The sequence below is a fragment of the Xenorhabdus bovienii SS-2004 genome, assembly GCF_000027225.1.
Lineage (GTDB): Bacteria > Pseudomonadota > Gammaproteobacteria > Enterobacterales > Enterobacteriaceae > Xenorhabdus > Xenorhabdus bovienii_C.
Map to the genome: position 1 here is coordinate 1,038,614 of NC_013892.1, position 17,118 is coordinate 1,055,731.

Consider the following 17,118-nt stretch of genomic DNA (forward strand, 5'->3'; position numbering starts at 1 on the left):
ATCGTTTATATGCCCGCAATAATCCGCCGGATTCTAACAAAGGCCAACAAACAAAACTAGATACCTAAATAAAATCTAATAATTTTGTTTGTATATATAAATTATTCGTATTTTTAACTGCCAAATAACGCTTTTTTACCAAATAATTACCTTACTGGGGCTTGAAATCCAGTGAGGAATTCTTGAAATGCTCATAAATCTCTTTACTCGGTGGTCGTGGAATTTTAGTCTGGAGAGCCGCCGCAACTGCTGCCCTGCATAACGCAGGATCACCCGCACCAGCCTTAATATCAATCAGCAGGCCATCCGGTGCCAGTTTTATCCGTAACTCACAAGTACGTCCGAGATACAAACTCGGATCATGAAACTTCTGCTGGATTGCAGTCTGAATTTGCCCCTTGTAATTATTGATATCCGACTGTGAAGGGCCGCTTTTCTTGCCACCACCTTGACCAGCCGCCGATGCCCCACCCTGCTTAGGTGCACTGGACGTTAACCCACCCAGCAGGTCATCAACTTCCTGAGCCTGTTTTGTCGCTTCTGCCTTGGCCTTGGCTTTGGCCTTAGTTTCTGTTTTCGCTTTGGTTTCTGCCTCGGCTTCTGCTTTTGCCTTAGATTCGGCTTCCGCTTTAGCTTTGGTCTTGGCTTCAGCCTCCGCTTTGGCCTGAGCTTCGGCTTCTGCTTTAACCTTCGCCTCAGATGCGGCTTTGCGTTTCGCAGTTTCTTCCGCTTCTTTCTTGGCCTGAACCTCTGCCTTCTGCCGAGCCTCTGCCTGTTCCTGTAGAATTCTTTCTTTTTCTGCTTTTGCCTTAGCAGCAGCTTCTTCCGCAAGTTTTTGTTCCTCACGGGCTTTCGAAGCGGCGGCATCTGCCTGTTTTTTCTGTTCTTCAGACGCCTGTTGTGCTTTTATTCGCTCTTCTTCTGCCGACTTCAGACGTTCCTGCTCTTCAGCCTGTTTTACCCGCAATTCCGCCGCCTGCTGTTCAGCTTTTTTCTTCCGCTGCTGCTCAGCCAATTTTGCATTAGCCTGCTGTTGCTGTTGCTGACTGTATTGCTGAACGACTGCATTCGGATCGACCATAACAGCATCAATGACAGTACCACCAGCTCCTCCGCCCCCCATTTCTGTTTTTTGCATCAGCGAACCCCAAATCAGAAACCCGATCAGGATAATGTGAAGTATAACCGAAATGATAATGGCGCGATTCAGCCTATTATTTTGCTCGTTTGTCTTTCCCACACTCGACATCCAGAAACTTTAAGTAACAGCAACCATCAGGCCCCAATGGGCTGAGTCATTAAACCAACCGATTTTACACCCGCCTGACGAAGCATATTCAGCGCCTTGATGATTTCGTCATAAGGAACTTCCTTAGAACCACCAATCAGGAAAACTGTTTTAGGATTGATTTTCATCAAGGCTTGAGCTTCAGCAATGATTTGCTGTTCAGGTAACAATTCCAGACGTTCCTGATTAACGATCATATTGTATTGCCCAATACCAGAAACTTCCATAATGACCGGTGGATTATCAGAACTGGACACTGCCTTAGAATCCACCGCATCAGGTAAGTCAACTTCTACGCTTTGCGTGATAATCGGTGCCGTTGCCATAAAAATAAGCAGCAACACCAGCAACACGTCCAGTAAGGGGACGATATTGATCTCGGATTTTAGCTCACGCCTGCGACTACGAGTGCGCGCCATTCGCTTATTTCCCCTAACGATTTATTACGACTTATTGGTATTAGGAGTAAAAGCCTGACGATGCAAAATCGCCAGAAATTCTTCCATAAAATTATCGTAGATTTGTTCTAGTTTATTGACGCGCTGGCTCAGACGGTTGTAGGCCATCACCGCAGGAATGGCGGCAAACAGACCAATTGCTGTTGCAATCAAGGCTTCAGCAATACCGGGAGCAACCATTTGCAAAGTTGCCTGCTTCACTGCACCCAAGGCGATAAAAGCGTGCATGATCCCCCAAACCGTCCCAAACAGGCCAATATAAGGGCTGATGGAACCCACAGTTCCCAAAAATGGAATGTGATTTTCCACTGTTTCCAGTTCACGGTTCATTGAAATACGCATGGCACGAGAAGCCCCGGTGATAACAGCTTCTGGTACATGGCTATTCACTTGATGCAAACGAGCAAATTCTTTAAAACCAGAATGGAAAATCTGTTCAGTACCGTTTAACGAATCCCGGCGTGACTGACTTTCTTTATAAAGACGGGACAATTCGATTCCCGACCAAAACTTATCCTCAAATGCTTCCGCTTCTCGGGTGGCAGCATTAAGAATTCTCGTTCGTTGAATAATGATTGCCCAAGAAACAATAGAGAAGCCGATCAAGATTAACATGATCAACTGCACTAAAAAGCCCGCCTTCAGAAATAAATCAAGGATATTCATGTCAGTCACTGCTTAAACTCCGCGACAATAGACTTTGGAAGCGCGATAGGCTTCATTTGAGATGAATTCACGCAGACAACCAGAGATTCTGCGCTGCTGATAGCTATACCATTACAATCAACAATTCGTTGAGTAAATGTCAGAGAAGCGCCACGAATATTCGTAATTTCGCTTTCAACAACCAGCAAGTCGTCCAATCTAGCTGGTTTCCGGTAGTCAACAGTCATGCGACTAACAACAAAGCCAATCTGCTCATCCAGCATATACTTTTGATGGAAGCCTTTTTCACGCAACATTTCAGTACGAGCTCTTTCATAAAAGGCTAAATATTGCGCGTGATAGACCACACCACTAGCATCTGTGTCTTCGTAATAAACACGGATAGGCCAACGGAACAACATATTACTCACATATAATCCTAATCAAGCGAATTGACGCTGCCACTATACTCAAGACAATCGCGCTTTGGAATGACTTGTCAGTAAAGAAGTCAAAAAAAATTTATAGACCATCAGTCTATAAATTTATAAATAGTTTACTTAAAAAAATGATATAAGCCAAAGAGAAGAATCAAAAGTGCAGGCAATGGATGAAAAAAAAGCCGCCAGATGACATGTTTAGGATGAAACCCGACACCAAAAGTGACACCAGAACAAACAGCCCAAATCAGTAAAATACCCTGCCATATATGAAGTGAACTGGTATTAGCAGCAAAACGTGCCGGATCCCAGAATACACATGAGGCAAGCGCCAGAGCCATAATGAGGATAAGGGCCCTCAGAGGCCCCTTATCCATCAGTTGGTAGAATTTATCAGCCAACATTATTTTTCGCCACTCTCAGTCGCTTTTTTTGATTCGCTCTGCTCAAGTGCCAAGGCTGCAATGATAGCGAAACTACAAGCTAAGAGCGTTCCGAGAATCCAAGCAAAATACCACATGCGCTATGCTCCTTAGTACAGTGAATTTTTGTTGTTTTCAATGTAGTTCTTATCCAAACGTCCAAAAGTTTTATAGTAACACCAAGTGGTGTACAACAAGATAAGAGGAACGAAGATAAGTGCAACAACAAACATAACTTGCAATGTCCACTGACTGGATGTCGCATCCCACATAGTCAGGCTGATATTCGGATCAATGCTTGATGGCATCACAAATGGGAACATCGCAATTCCCGAAGTCAGAATGATGCAGGCAACGGTCAATGATGAAAACAGGAATGCCCACCCCCCTTTATCCATTCGTGTCGCCAGCATAGTCAGCAGAGGAAGAGTGACACCCAATGCCGGTATTGCCCACAGCGCCGGATATTTATTAAAGTTAATCAGCCATGCCCCCGCCTGATGTGCGACTTCTTTATGCAGTGGGTTAGATGGGCCATTAATATCCAATCCTCCTGTCACAACATAACCATCAATGCCATAAATCAACCATACGCCTGCCAACAGGAAGGCGACTGCCGTTACCAGTGCGCAAACATGTGTGGCAGTGCGCGAACGCAGATGCAACTCACCGGTTGTACGCATTTGCAGATAAGTAGCACCTTGTGTCACGATCATCATCAAGCTAATGATGCCCACCAGCAAGCCATAAGGATTCAACAACCCGAAGAATGACCCTTCATAGGACACTCGCATGTAGGAATCTATCGCCAGCGGTACACCTTGCAGCAGGTTACCAAATGCAACACCAATAATCAGCGGCGGTACAAAGCTACCAATAACTATTCCCCAGTCCCACATGTTCCGCCATTGACTATTTTCCAGTTTTGAACGGTAATCAAAGCCGACAGGACGGAAAAACAGTGCAGCTAATACGAGGATCATCGCAACATAAAAACCAGAGAAAGCGGCAGCATATACCATCGGCCATGCAGCAAACAGCGCACCACCGGCTGTAATTAACCAAACCTGATTACCATCCCAGTGAGGAGCAATCGAGTTAATCATAATGCGGCGTTCAGTATCGTTTTTACCAATGACACGCAGCAGAACACCAACTCCCATGTCGAAACCATCAGTCACTGCGAAACCGATCAGCAACACACCAATCAGCAGCCACCATATAAATCGTAATACATCATAATCAAGCATACGTGGACTCCTGCTTACTCAATATTGTTGGCTGAAGACGCAGTTTTCTGTTCAAAGTGGTAACGTCCGGTTTTGAGGCTACTTGGACCCAGACGAGCAAATTTGAACATCAAGAACATTTCTGCGATCAAGAACAAAGTGTACAGACCACAAATCAGTACCATTGAGAAAATCAGATCACCAACACTGCGTGTCGAAGCAGCAACTGCGGTTGGCAGAACTTCACCAATCGCCCACGGTTGGCGACCATATTCTGCAACAAACCACCCTGCTTCAATAGCAATCCACGGTAGTGGGATACTGAACAGAGCAGCACGAAGCAACCATTTCTGCTGACCGATTCGATTACGGATAACACTCAGGAATGCCAGACCGATAACCAGCAACATGAGAAAACCTGAAGCAACCATAATGCGGAATGCAAAGTAGAGTGGCGCTACACGCGGGATAGAATCTTTCGCAGCGGATTTAATCTGTTCTTCTGTCGCATTTGCCACATCTTGGGTATAACGCTTCAAGAGCATGCCATAACCAAGATCTTTCTTACTTTCATTAAATGCATTGCGAACTGCTGGATCAATATTGCCAGAACGCAACTCTTCCAGTAATTCGTACGCCTTAATGCCGTTACGGATACGCTGCTCATGCTGCCCCATCAAGTCACGCAGGCCGACAACGGGCGTATCAGTGGAGCGAGTGGCAATCAGGCCCAGAATATAAGGAATTTGAATAGAGTATTTATTTTCCATTTTATCCTGATCTGGAATACCAATCAGAGTGAATGAAGCTGGAGGTGGTTGAGTTTCCCATTCAGCTTCAATGGCAGCCAGTTTGGTTTTCTGTACGTCCCCCATTTCGTATCCAGATTCATCACCCAGAACAATGACAGACAGTATCGCAGCAATACCAAAACTTGATGCAATCGCAAAAGACCGTTTAGCGAACGGAATATCGCGTCCTTTCAGCAGATAGTAAGCGCTGATGCCCAAGACGAAAACCGCGCCTGTCACATAACCCGCCGCAACAGTATGTACAAATTTCACCTGAGCCACAGGGTTAAGCACCAATTCGCTGAAACTCACCATTTCCATACGCATGGTTTCGAAATTGAAATCAGATGCAATCGGGTTTTGCATCCAACCGTTCGCAACCAGAATCCACAATGCGGAGAAGTTAGAGCCCAGTCCAACCAGCCAAGTAACAGCCAGATGTTGTTTCTTGCTCAGACGATCCCATCCGAAGAAAAACAGACCAACGAATGTAGATTCGAGGAAGAACGCCATCAGGCCCTCAATGGCCAGCGGTGCACCGAAAATATCACCAACGTAATGTGAAAAGTATGACCAGTTGGTTCCGAACTGGAACTCCATGGTCAAACCCGTTGCAACACCCAGAGCAAAGTTAATACCAAATAACTTACCCCAGAATTTTGTCATATCTTTGTAGATCTGTTTGCCAGAAAGGACATATACCGTTTCCATGATCGCAAGCAAAAACGCCATACCGAGCGTCAATGGCACGAACAGGAAATGGTACATAGCAGTTAAGGCAAACTGTAATCGTGACAGTTCGACAATATCAAACATCTTGACTCCTTGCTCCTAGCAGGAAGACACCGACTTGCGGCAACCCGACTCCGTAAAACGGAAGCCTCGTAACTACCAGCAATAAATGCCTAAAACACAACAATGAATTATTAAGTAAATCAGATATTCAGTAGATACCACAATAATATTACGCCTATATTCACATACAATAAATAGGTTTTACGTGACTCAGCTTGGAATTCTGAATATAGGTCAATAATGCCGTACATTCATAGGCTAATATCTAATTATTTTAGATCAATTTAAGCAAACCTAGCGAATACATACCATAGTAATAAATTGATTTTAGTCAACTTTTTACTTTATTTGTTAATCATTACAGCTATTATTTCATTCTGGTTGGTTTAGTGTTAATGATTTGTTGTTTTCAATGGCTGTTGATTTATTTTTTGCTGTAAAAAACATTCGAAAATTAACTTTTTATTTTCATTCTTTGAAAAATATATTTTTTCAATATTTCCAATTAAATTAATCAAATAAATAACATATTAGAGTTCCAGTTAAGTTAAATTTTAAAATACCCACTTGTATAAAATAACTAACTTACTGTATATATTATAAATATAAATATAAATATAAAGGTCACCCAAAGGTGACCTTTTTCAATAAAAATAGCTTATTTTTAGACTAGTTGCCTGCTAATAAAACTTTTACTGCATCACCGATGTCAGCAAGACTACGAACCGTCTTCACTCCAGCCGCTTCCAGTGCAGCAAATTTTTCATCTGCGGTTCCTTTACCACCCGCAATAATCGCACCAGCATGACCCATACGTTTGCCTTTAGGTGCAGTCACACCGGCAATGTAAGCGACGACAGGTTTAGTTACATGCTCTTTAATGTAAGCGGCCGCTTCTTCTTCTGCTGTACCACCAATTTCTCCGATCATGACGATAGCTTCAGTCTGCGGGTCTTCTTGGAACAGTTTCAGAATATCAATAAAGTTTGAGCCTGGAATTGGGTCACCGCCGATACCAACACAGGTAGATTGGCCTAATCCTGCATCCGTCGTCTGTTTAACGGCTTCATAAGTCAATGTACCAGAGCGGGATACAATACCCACTTTACCCGCCTTGTGGATATGTCCGGGCATGATACCGATCTTACACGCATCCGGCGTAATAACACCCGGACAGTTAGGACCGATCATACGAACACCTGCTTGATCCAGTTTTACTTTCACTGTCAGCATATCCAGCGTTGGAATACCTTCTGTTATAGTAATGATCAATTTGATGCCTGCATCAATCGCTTCCAGAATGGAGTCTTTACAGAATGGAGCAGGAACATAAATAACCGAGGCTGTCGCACCAGTCGCTTCCACTGCTTCACGTACGGTATTGAATACAGGCAGCCCCAGATGCTCAGTACCACCTTTGCCTGGTGTTACACCGCCAACCATTTGAGTACCGTAAGCAATCGCTTGTTCTGAATGGAAAGTACCCTGACTGCCAGTAAACCCCTGACAGATCACTTTGGTGTTTTTATCGATTAAAATAGACATTATTTATTCCCCGCTGCTGCAACTGCCTGTTTAGCTGCGTCTGTCAAACTGCTGGCTGCAATGATGTTCAAACCACTGTCTGCCAGTTTCTTCGCGCCCAACTCAGCATTGTTTCCTTCCAGACGAACCACTACCGGTACGTGAACACCAACTTCTTCCACAGCACCAATAATCCCGTCAGCAATCAAGTCACAGCGGACAATGCCACCAAAAATATTCACAAAAACAGCTTTAACATTTTCATCTGACAGGATAATTTTGAATGCTTCAGTAACACGTTCTTTTGTCGCACCACCACCCACATCAAGGAAGTTTGCCGGGGCACCACCGTGCAGTTTGACAATGTCCATGGTTCCCATTGCCAAACCAGCACCATTCACCATGCAGCCAATGTTGCCATCAAGAGCAACATAGTTCAGTTCCCATTGTGCAGCCTGAGCTTCACGCGGATCTTCCTGTGAAGGATCATGCATTTCACGCAATTCAGCCTGACGGAACATCGCGTTACCATCTGCACCCAGTTTCCCATCCAGACAGATAAGATCACCTTGAGTTGTGATAACCAGAGGGTTAATTTCGACCATAGCCAGATCACGCTCAAGGAACAGCTTTGCCAATCCCATGAAAATTTTAGTGAACTGACCAACTTGTTTACTGGTTAAACCCAGTTTAAACGCTAGTTCACGGCCTTGATACGGCATAGGGCCAGCCAGTGGGTCGATGATTGCTTTATGAATCAGTTCGGGCGTTTCTTCCGCCACTTTTTCTATTTCGACACCACCTTCGGTAGAGGCCATAAACACTACACGACGTGTACCACGGTCAACAACAGCACCGAGATAGAGCTCCTTGGCAATATCGGTTGCTCCTTCTACCAAGATCTGATGAACAGGCTGACCCTGTGCATCAGTCTGGTAAGTTACCAGTCGTTTACCCAGCCATTGTTCAGCAAAAGCACGGATATCTTCCTTGCTGTTGACGACTTTCACGCCACCAGCCTTACCGCGACCCCCTGCGTGAACTTGACATTTAACGACCCAAGGACCTGAACCAATCTTGGATGCTGCTTCTTCTGCTTCGCGCGGTGTAGTACAGGCATAACCAGCAGGTGCTGGTAAACCATACCGTGCAAAAAGTTGTTTTGCCTGATACTCGTGTAAATTCATGATGTTCTATCCATAATTTAGTCTAAGAAAGGTAAATTACCTTCTATTTTATTGCTCTGGATATGACCAGCCCGAAGGCTGGCCTGCATATACATTTTTTACATCAACATTGCTTTACTTCAGACTGGGCGGAATTTAACACCCTCCGCCCCGATGGTGATGCTATACATCCAGCAACAAACGTGTCGGATCTTCCAGCATTTCTTTGATGGTCACCAGGAAGCCTACAGACTCACGTCCATCAACCAGACGGTGATCATAAGACAGCGCCAGATACATCATCGGAAGGATCTCAACCTGGCCATTCACTGCCATTGGGCGATCTTTGATAGCGTGCATGCCAAGGATCGCACTTTGTGGTGGGTTAATGATCGGTGTAGACATCAGAGAGCCGAAAACACCGCCGTTGGTAATTGTGAAGTTACCACCAGTGAGTTCTTCAACGGTCAACTTACCGTCACGGCCTTTAATAGCCAGCTCTTTGATGCTCTTCTCAATATCCGCCATGCCCAGTGCATCTGCATCACGCAGTACTGGTGTAACCAGACCACGAGGTGTAGATACCGCAATGCTGATATCAAAATAGTTGTGGTAAACCACGTCCGTGCCATCAATAGAAGCGTTAACTTCTGGATAGCGCTTCAGTGCTTCAACGACTGCTTTCACATAAAAGGACATGAAGCCCAGACGCATACCATGACGTTTTTCAAACGCGTCACCGTACTGCTTGCGCAATTCTTGAATTGGCTTCATGTTAACTTCGTTGAACGTCGTTAGCATTGCAGTATTGTTTTTCGCTTCAAGCAAGCGTTCTGCAACACGTTTACGCAGGCGAGTCATTGGAACGCGTTTCTCACTACGATGTGGCAGCTGAGAAGCCTGTGCTGGTGCAGCTTCAGCCACTTTGCCACTCTCTTTTTTATGCGCAGCGATATATTTTTCCACATCTTCGCGAACGATACGGCCACCAACGCCACTGCCTTTAATTGCAGCAGGATCTAAATCATGCTCTGCAATCAGACGACGAACCGCCGGACTTAATACGTCGTTGCTTTCTTCTTCCAAAGAAGCAGTCTGGCGCTGCGCTGGTGTTGATTCTGTTTTTTCTTTTACTTCAGCAGGAATACCCGTGCTATCGCTCAAACGGATACGACCGAGCAGTTGCTTGGACAGTACGGTGGCACCCTCTTCTTCCAAAATAGCTTCCAGAACACCGGCTTCACTCGCGGGTACTTCCAAAACGACTTTGTCAGTTTCAATTTCAACCAACACGTCATCACGTTGTACAGTGTCACCTGCTTTTTTATGCCATGTCGCAACAGTGGCATCTGCAACAGATTCAGGAAGGTCTGGAACCAGAATTTCTACGCTACTCATTTTCTATCCTTATTTATTCAACGTTCAGGGCATCATTAACCAGCGCTTGCTGCTGCTGCTGGTGAACAGACGTATAACCCACTGCCGGGGAAGCAGATGCTGGACGACCTGCATAACGTAAAGAAGCCCCAAATGGGATCACTTCACGGAAATTATGTTGACTGCAATACCAAGCACCTTGGTTCAGAGGTTCTTCCTGACACCAGACGAAGTCATGAACATGAGCATACTGCTCAAGCAGAGACTGCAAGTTCTGACGCGGGAATGGATATAGCTGTTCAACACGCACAATGGCAACATCAGCCTGCTCGTTCTTACGACGCTGATCCAACAGATCGTAATAAACTTTACCGGAACAAAGCACAACACGTTTAACACCTTTTGGATCCAAGGCGTCAATTTCACCAATCACAGGCTCGAATTTACCGTTAGCCAGTTCATCCAGACTGGAGACCGCCAATGGATGACGCAACAGTGATTTAGGTGTCATGACAATCAGCGGACGACGCATACCACGCAGAGCCTGACGGCGCAGCATGTGATAAACCTGAGCCGGAGTTGATGGTACACAAACCTGCATATTCTGTTCTGCACACAATTGCAGATAGCGCTCCAAACGTGCTGATGAGTGTTCTGGACCTTGACCTTCATAACCGTGCGGCAACAGCATGACCAGACCACACATACGGCCCCATTTCTGTTCACCGGAGCTGATAAACTGGTCAATCACAACCTGCGCAACGTTAGCGAAATCACCGAACTGGGCTTCCCAAATCGTCAAAGCGCGAGGTTCTGTCGTTGCATAACCGTATTCAAACGCCAGTACTGCTTCTTCTGACAGTACAGAATCCCATACGTTGAATACACCCTGACTACTGTGAACATTTTCCAGAGGGACATAAACAGCAGCATTCGGCTGATTATGGATAACGGCATGACGGTGGAAAAATGTACCACGACCCGCATCTTCACCCGATAGGCGCACAGGGATGCCTTCATCAACCAGAGTAGCGTAAGCCAATGTTTCCGCACCACCCCAGTCAAACAGCTTATTGCCGTTAGCCATTTCTTCACGGTCGCCGTAAATTTTCGCAACCCGTGAATGCATTTCAACTTCAGCAGGAATGGTGCTGATACGTTTGCCGAGATCTTGCAGGCGTTTCATATCCACTTTATGTGGGTAGTCCTCATCCCATTCGTGATTCAGGTAAGGCTCCCACGTAAATGAGTGCAACCCCATAGGACGCCATTCATTCACAACGCACTCACCATGATCCAGCGCATCACGATACAGATTGGCCATTTCAGTAACATCGTTAGCTGCCAGCAGGCCTTCTGCTATGAGTTTATCTGCATAGATTTTACGTGGTGTCGGCTGTTTTTTGATTTTCTGGTACATCAGTGGCTGAGTTGCACTTGGCTCATCAGCTTCGTTATGACCGTGGCGACGGTAGCAAACCAGATCAATCATCACATCACGTTTGAAGGTATTACGGAAATCAAGCGCCAGACGAGTAACAAAGGCAACGGCTTCCGGATCATCCGCGTTAACGTGGAAAATCGGTGCCTGCACCATTTTCACAATATCAGTACAATATTGCGTTGAACGGGCATCTTTCGGATTAGAGGTAGTGAAACCAATCTGGTTGTTAATCACGATGCGAACAGTACCGCCAACTTCATAGCCTCGAGCCTGAGACATATTCAGGGTTTCCTGAACAATCCCCTGCCCTATTACAGCAGCGTCACCATGAATGGTTACTGGCAGAACCATGTTGCTTCGGCCTTCATCAAGACGGTCACGGCGAGCACGCACTGAACCAATAACGACAGGGCTGACAATTTCAAGGTGAGATGGGTTGAAAGCTAACGCCAAATGTACCAATCCCCCTTCAGTTTCGAAATCAGAGGAAAAGCCCTGATGGTATTTTACGTCACCTGTACCGAGATGCTCTTTATGTTTACCCGCAAATTCGTCAAACAAATCAGCTGGTTTTTTACCAAAGAGATTGACCAGAACGTTGAGGCGGCCACGATGAGCCATTCCCAGCACAACTTCACGGGTACCCTGTTTTCCCGCATGGCGGATCAGTTCTTTCAGCATTGGGATAAGCGCATCACCACCTTCAAGGGAAAAACGTTTCGCCCCCGGGAACTTAGCCCCCAAATAGCGTTCTAACCCTTCCGCTGCTGTCAGTTCCGCCAAGAAACGATGTTTTTCATCCGCACTGAACTGTGAACCTACCGCAATGGATTCCAGACGCTGCTGAATCCAGCGTTTTTCTTCCGTATTGGTGATATGCATATATTCCGCACCAATTGAACCACAGTAAATGCGTTTCAGGGCGTCATATAGATCAGCCAGTTTCAGTGTTTCTTTGCCAATGGCAAACGAGCCAACATTGAACGTTTCTTCAAAATCCGCTTTTGTTAAATTATGGAAAGCAGGATCGAGATCGGGTACAGGTTCCTGTTTCCATAATCCCAATGGGTCAAGATTCGCACTTTGATGGCCGCGGAAGCGGAATGCGTTAATGAGCTGCAAAACTTTAACTTGTTTTGCATCCATTGCTGGATCGCTGACTGAAGTGTGATAACGCGTGGCATCTTTTGCCAGACGACGGAAGTAATCGCGCGTCTGTGAGTGAAGTTGTTCCCCGCTAAGCCCTATATCCGGTAATTGTTGGAATATTTCTCTCCAACTTGCATCAACGGAGTTAGGATCGGTTATATAGTCTTCATAGATTTGCTCTATGTAAGACTGGTTTGCACCAGCCAGAAAGCTCGAGTCCAGCCAGTCCTTCATTGCGCCGTTCTGCATTGTGATCCCTTAAGCTTTAAAAGCTTTAGTTTTCGCCGTGGTTAACAAATACCGCTTAATGAGCGGTGTTGATAAAAGGTTCATTTGGACGTGCTTAATGCATGTTCTTTATTGGGATTGTCCTACCCTTCAAGGAACCTTTAAAAACTGGATATCAGTTTCTAAAAGTTCCTTTATTTCAAAACATGCGCCGTCATTCGCAGTAGGCAATTTATCATTTTTCATTCTTAATGCCCTCCATCAGCTTGATATTTCTTTCAAAATTGTGGAGGGCAACATTATATGCATTATTTACACGCGATTAATGCGTTATTTATGCACTATATTTTACTTATGCGCTGTGTTTCAGCAGCATCGACTTAATATGACCAATCGCTTTTGTCGGGTTCAACCCTTTAGGACAGACGCTGACACAGTTCATGATGCTATGACAGCGGAAAACGCTGAACGCATCATTCAGTCCATCCAATCGTGAAGCCGTTTCAGTATCACGACTGTCAATCAGGAAACGGTACGCAGCCAAAAGACCTGCCGGCCCAATAAACTTATCTGGGTTCCACCAGAACGATGGACAAGACGTCGAGCAACAGGCACACAGGATACATTCATAGAGGCCATCCAGTTTTTCACGCTGTTCCGGTGATTGTAGATGTTCGCGCGCTGGTGGGTTTTTACCATCGTTAATCAAATAAGGACGGATTTTCTCATATTGCGTGTAGAACTGGCTCATATCAACAACCAGATCACGAACAACAGGCAAACCAGGCAACGGCCGAATGACAATCTTCTTATTACCCCGGCGCAGTACCGAAACGGGAGTAACACAAGCCAGACCATTCTTACCATTCATGTTCACACCGTCAGAGCCACAAACACCTTCACGGCAAGAACGGCGGAATGATAAGGTCGGGTCCTGCTCTTTTAACTGGATAAGCGCATCCAGCAGCATCATGTCACGCCCTTCCTCGGCTTCCAGCGTGTAATCCTGCATACGGGGTGCGTTATCTACATCCGGATTATAACGATAAATCGAAAATTCAAGTTTCATAATCTCTTTCTCCGCAACTGGAACATCAGCAACGCAATTAGTAAGAACGCACTTTCGGCGGGAAAGCTTCACGCAGCGTAGGCTGCATGTTTACTTCACGCCGAGTCATGCTCTCAGTTCGCGGTAAATACAAGCTATGGCACAGCCAGTTCGCATCGTCACGCTCTGGGTAGTCAAAACGACTGTGAGCACCACGGCTTTCTGTACGATAATTCGCAGACACTGCGGTCGAGTATGCGGTTTCCATCAGGTTGTCCAGTTCCAGACATTCGATGCGCTGGGTATTGAATTCTGATGAAGTATCATCCAGACGGGCATTTTGCAGACGTTCACGAATCACTTTCAGCTCTTCCAGCCCTTTTGCCATCGCATCACCTTCACGGAAGACCGAGAAGTTGTTTTGCATGCACGCTTGCAGTGCCTTACGGATTTCAACCGGATCTTCACCAGAACGGGTATTATTCCAGCGGTTCAGGCGTTGTAGTGCTGCATCAACATCAGACTCACTGGCGTCACGGCTGGTTCCCTGCTCCATCAGGCACTCTTTCAGGTGCAAGCCAGCAGAACGGCCGAATACCACCAGGTCGAGCAATGAGTTACCCCCCAGACGGTTTGCTCCGTGGACAGATACACAGGCAATTTCACCTACAGCGAACAAGCCTGGAATGATGACATCTTCACCTTTTTCGTTGACAGTCAGCGCTTGACCCGTGATCTTGGTTGGAATCCCTCCCATCATATAGTGACAGGTTGGAATAACCGGGATCGGCTCTTTCACCGGATCAACGTGAGCAAAGGTACGGGATAATTCAAGAATGCCCGGCAGACGGGTTTCCAATACGTCTTTCCCCAGATGATCCAGTTTCAGTTTCGCATGAGGTCCCCAAGGACCTTCACAGCCACGGCCTTCACGGATTTCGATCATGATGGAACGTGCAACCACATCACGACCTGCCAGATCTTTAGCATTGGGTGCGTAACGCTCCATGAAGCGTTCACCATCTTTATTCAGCAGATAACCACCTTCACCACGGCAGCCCTCTGTTACCAGAACGCCGGCACCCGCAATACCCGTTGGGTGGAATTGCCACATTTCCATATCTTGTACAGGAACGCCGGCACGCAGCGCCATACCAACACCATCACCAGTATTGATATGAGCATTGGTTGTGGATTGGTAAATACGACCAGCGCCACCAGTTGCCAGAATGGTTGCCTTGGATTTGAAATAGACGATTTCGCCCGTTTCAATACAGATGGCAGTACAACCAACGATAGCACCATCCTGATTTTTGACGAGATCCAGTGAATACCATTCAGAGAAAACCGTCGTGTTATTTTTCAGGTTTTGCTGATACAGAGTGTGTAACAAAGCGTGACCCGTACGGTCAGCAGCAGCAGCAGTGCGGGCAGCCTGCTCGCCACCAAAATTCTTGGATTGCCCACCAAATGGACGTTGATAAATACGACCATTATCCAGACGGGAAAATGGCAGCCCCATGTGTTCCAATTCCAGAATGGCTTCAGGGCCAGTTTTACACATGTACTCAATGGCATCCTGGTCACCGATATAATCGGAGCCTTTCACCGTGTCATACATATGCCATTCCCAGTTATCCTCATGGGTATTGCCCAGAGCAACCGTAATTCCGCCCTGTGCTGAAACGGTATGTGAACGGGTTGGGAATACCTTGGAGATCAAGGCACAAGATAAACCCATTTGTGAAATTTGCAGTGCAGCACGCATACCTGCGCCACCCGCACCAATAACAACCGCGTCAAACTCTCTTACTGGCAATTTCATTTATGCACCCCACACAACAATTGTTCCGTAAATCAAATAAACCAACAACGCAACAATAATGACCAGTTGCAGCACTAAACGCAGTGCGAGTGGCTTGACATAATCCGTCAGCACCTGCCACATCCCTATCCATGCGTGAACCAGGATAGAAAGCAGAGCCAGCACGGTGAACACTTTAGTGAGAGATGAAGAGAAGAAACTGCGCCAGACTTCATAGGTGATGTCTGACGTTGTTGCTACAAAACCAACAAGGTAAAGGACGTATAAAACAATAACGATTGCAGATGCACGCAGCAGCAGCCAGTCCTGAATACCCGTGCGACCCAATGCGGATGCGTTGCTTACCATAATAATACCCCAGCCAGAATAGACAGAATAACCGCGATTACTATTGCTACTTTGGCAGAAGCACTACCGGTAGCGAGGTTTTCTTCCAAGAAACCAAAATCCATCAATACATGGCGAATACCACCACAAATATGGTAAGCCAACGCCGTCAATATCCCCCACAGGATAAATTTAGCGAAGAAGCCAGTCATGATTTCAGATGCTTGCAGGAAGCCCTCTTGCGAAGACAGTGACATCCCCAGCAACCACAGCAGAATGCCGACTGCAATAAAGGTGATGACGCCTGAGATACGGTGCAAGATCGAAGTTATCGCGGAGACGGGTTGGTTAATCGTCCGCAGATCGAGGTTGACAGGTCTTTGTTTTTTCACAATTTTGCCCACACAGCTTTTTTTTATTTTCCATCCTCCGGTCCTGGGCAGGAATCAGACAGCGCTAAGAGGATACAAAGACACAACATAATTAAATTAACAATCCTTACATGTTCATCAAAAGTTGTGATTTGGCTACGCTGGATGCTCCTGCAGCAGGGTAATCCGGAGACCTTACGGCAGTATAAGTACTTCACATACTTATTACAATTCCCACACAATATGATTATTAACATTTAGCTTGAACAGTGAGAAAGATCACGCTTCAAACATTTATCATAAAAACCATTATCTTATTTGACAAGGATTAAACATTTATCTTACATATATGAAGGTATATATTGTTTACCGTCGTTTTCCGGCGGAAAAGTAAACTTCACGAAAAACAAAAGTTATGCAAAAGTACTAATTAGACACAAAATGACAACATTTTATGTTAAAAATACTTTAAACATAACACCCAGAAACTTTTTAACAACCTAAAAATCGTTGTCGCCCGTAATGAGATTTCAGCGTTATATAATGTGATACCAGCCTGATTTTAAATTCTCTCCGGTAGCACAATGCCAT

Annotated in this window: 16 protein-coding genes; all 16 read right to left on the reverse strand. The window is 45.7% G+C overall.

The genetic code is table 11. The annotated features are described in order from the left end of the window. Positions 1-151: 151 nt before the first annotated feature. The 16 genes from tolA to sdhC all read right to left on the reverse strand — a co-directional run bounded on the left by tolA (position 152) and on the right by sdhC (position 16,560). Positions 152-1,240: a cell envelope integrity protein TolA gene (gene tolA / locus XBJ1_RS04510; protein WP_038198390.1), complete on the reverse strand. Its 1,089-nt coding sequence runs from the start codon at positions 1,238-1,240 to the stop codon at positions 152-154. Positions 1,241-1,275: 35 nt separating this feature from the next. After that, entirely contained in the window at positions 1,276-1,707 is a 432-nt protein-coding gene (tolR, locus tag XBJ1_RS04515; RefSeq protein WP_012987604.1) for a colicin uptake protein TolR, read from the reverse strand. Positions 1,708-1,731: 24 nt separating this feature from the next. After that, a complete protein-coding gene (gene tolQ, locus XBJ1_RS04520) occupies positions 1,732-2,421 on the reverse strand; it encodes a Tol-Pal system protein TolQ (RefSeq protein WP_038193160.1) in 690 nt (229 codons plus the stop codon). After that, positions 2,418-2,822 carry a tol-pal system-associated acyl-CoA thioesterase gene (gene ybgC / locus XBJ1_RS04525; protein WP_038198391.1) on the reverse strand — a complete coding sequence of 135 codons (405 nt, stop codon included), beginning with the start codon at positions 2,820-2,822 and terminating at the stop codon, positions 2,418-2,420. The genes tolQ and ybgC overlap by 4 nt, the downstream gene beginning before the upstream one ends. Positions 2,823-2,947: 125 nt before the next feature. Next, positions 2,948-3,235, reverse strand: a complete 288-nt coding sequence (ybgE, locus tag XBJ1_RS04530; protein WP_012987607.1) for a cyd operon protein YbgE — start codon at positions 3,233-3,235, stop codon at positions 2,948-2,950. After that, positions 3,235-3,351, reverse strand: a complete 117-nt coding sequence (gene cydX, locus XBJ1_RS19460; RefSeq protein WP_012987608.1) for a cytochrome bd-I oxidase subunit CydX — start codon at positions 3,349-3,351, stop codon at positions 3,235-3,237. Before cydX ends, ybgE begins: the two co-directional genes overlap by 1 nt. Before the next feature lie 12 nt (positions 3,352-3,363). Continuing rightward, positions 3,364-4,503: a cytochrome d ubiquinol oxidase subunit II gene (gene cydB / locus XBJ1_RS04535; protein ID WP_012987609.1), complete on the reverse strand. Its 1,140-nt coding sequence runs from the start codon at positions 4,501-4,503 to the stop codon at positions 3,364-3,366. Between the two features lie 14 nt (positions 4,504-4,517). Next, entirely contained in the window at positions 4,518-6,089 is a 1,572-nt protein-coding gene (gene cydA / locus XBJ1_RS04540) for a cytochrome ubiquinol oxidase subunit I (RefSeq protein ID WP_012987610.1), read from the reverse strand. Between the two features lie 648 nt (positions 6,090-6,737). Further along, a complete protein-coding gene (sucD, locus tag XBJ1_RS04545) occupies positions 6,738-7,613 on the reverse strand; it encodes a succinate--CoA ligase subunit alpha (RefSeq protein ID WP_012987611.1) in 876 nt (291 codons plus the stop codon). Then, the gene (gene sucC / locus XBJ1_RS04550; protein ID WP_012987612.1) at positions 7,613-8,779 is read right to left on the reverse strand and encodes an ADP-forming succinate--CoA ligase subunit beta; all 1,167 of its coding nucleotides are present in this window, start codon (positions 8,777-8,779) and stop codon (positions 7,613-7,615) included. The genes sucD and sucC overlap by 1 nt, the downstream gene beginning before the upstream one ends. Before the next feature lie 162 nt (positions 8,780-8,941). Then, on the reverse strand, positions 8,942-10,156 hold the full coding sequence (gene odhB, locus XBJ1_RS04555) for a 2-oxoglutarate dehydrogenase complex dihydrolipoyllysine-residue succinyltransferase (RefSeq protein ID WP_012987613.1): 1,215 nt from the start codon (positions 10,154-10,156) through the stop codon (positions 8,942-8,944). Between the two features lie 13 nt (positions 10,157-10,169). Continuing rightward, positions 10,170-12,977, reverse strand: coding sequence for a 2-oxoglutarate dehydrogenase E1 component (gene sucA / locus XBJ1_RS04560; RefSeq protein ID WP_012987614.1), 2,808 nt, complete (start codon positions 12,975-12,977; stop codon positions 10,170-10,172). A 331-nt stretch (positions 12,978-13,308) separates the two neighbouring features. Beyond that, the gene (locus tag XBJ1_RS04565) at positions 13,309-14,025 is read right to left on the reverse strand and encodes a succinate dehydrogenase iron-sulfur subunit (RefSeq protein WP_012987615.1); all 717 of its coding nucleotides are present in this window, start codon (positions 14,023-14,025) and stop codon (positions 13,309-13,311) included. 37 nt (positions 14,026-14,062) lie between these two features. After that, positions 14,063-15,829 carry a succinate dehydrogenase flavoprotein subunit gene (sdhA, locus tag XBJ1_RS04570; protein ID WP_012987616.1) on the reverse strand — a complete coding sequence of 589 codons (1,767 nt, stop codon included), beginning with the start codon at positions 15,827-15,829 and terminating at the stop codon, positions 14,063-14,065. Then, entirely contained in the window at positions 15,830-16,177 is a 348-nt protein-coding gene (gene sdhD, locus XBJ1_RS04575) for a succinate dehydrogenase membrane anchor subunit (protein WP_012987617.1), read from the reverse strand. Further along, the gene (sdhC, locus tag XBJ1_RS04580) at positions 16,171-16,560 is read right to left on the reverse strand and encodes a succinate dehydrogenase cytochrome b556 subunit (RefSeq protein ID WP_012987618.1); all 390 of its coding nucleotides are present in this window, start codon (positions 16,558-16,560) and stop codon (positions 16,171-16,173) included. The genes sdhD and sdhC overlap by 7 nt, the downstream gene beginning before the upstream one ends. Positions 16,561-17,118 lie beyond the last annotated feature (558 nt).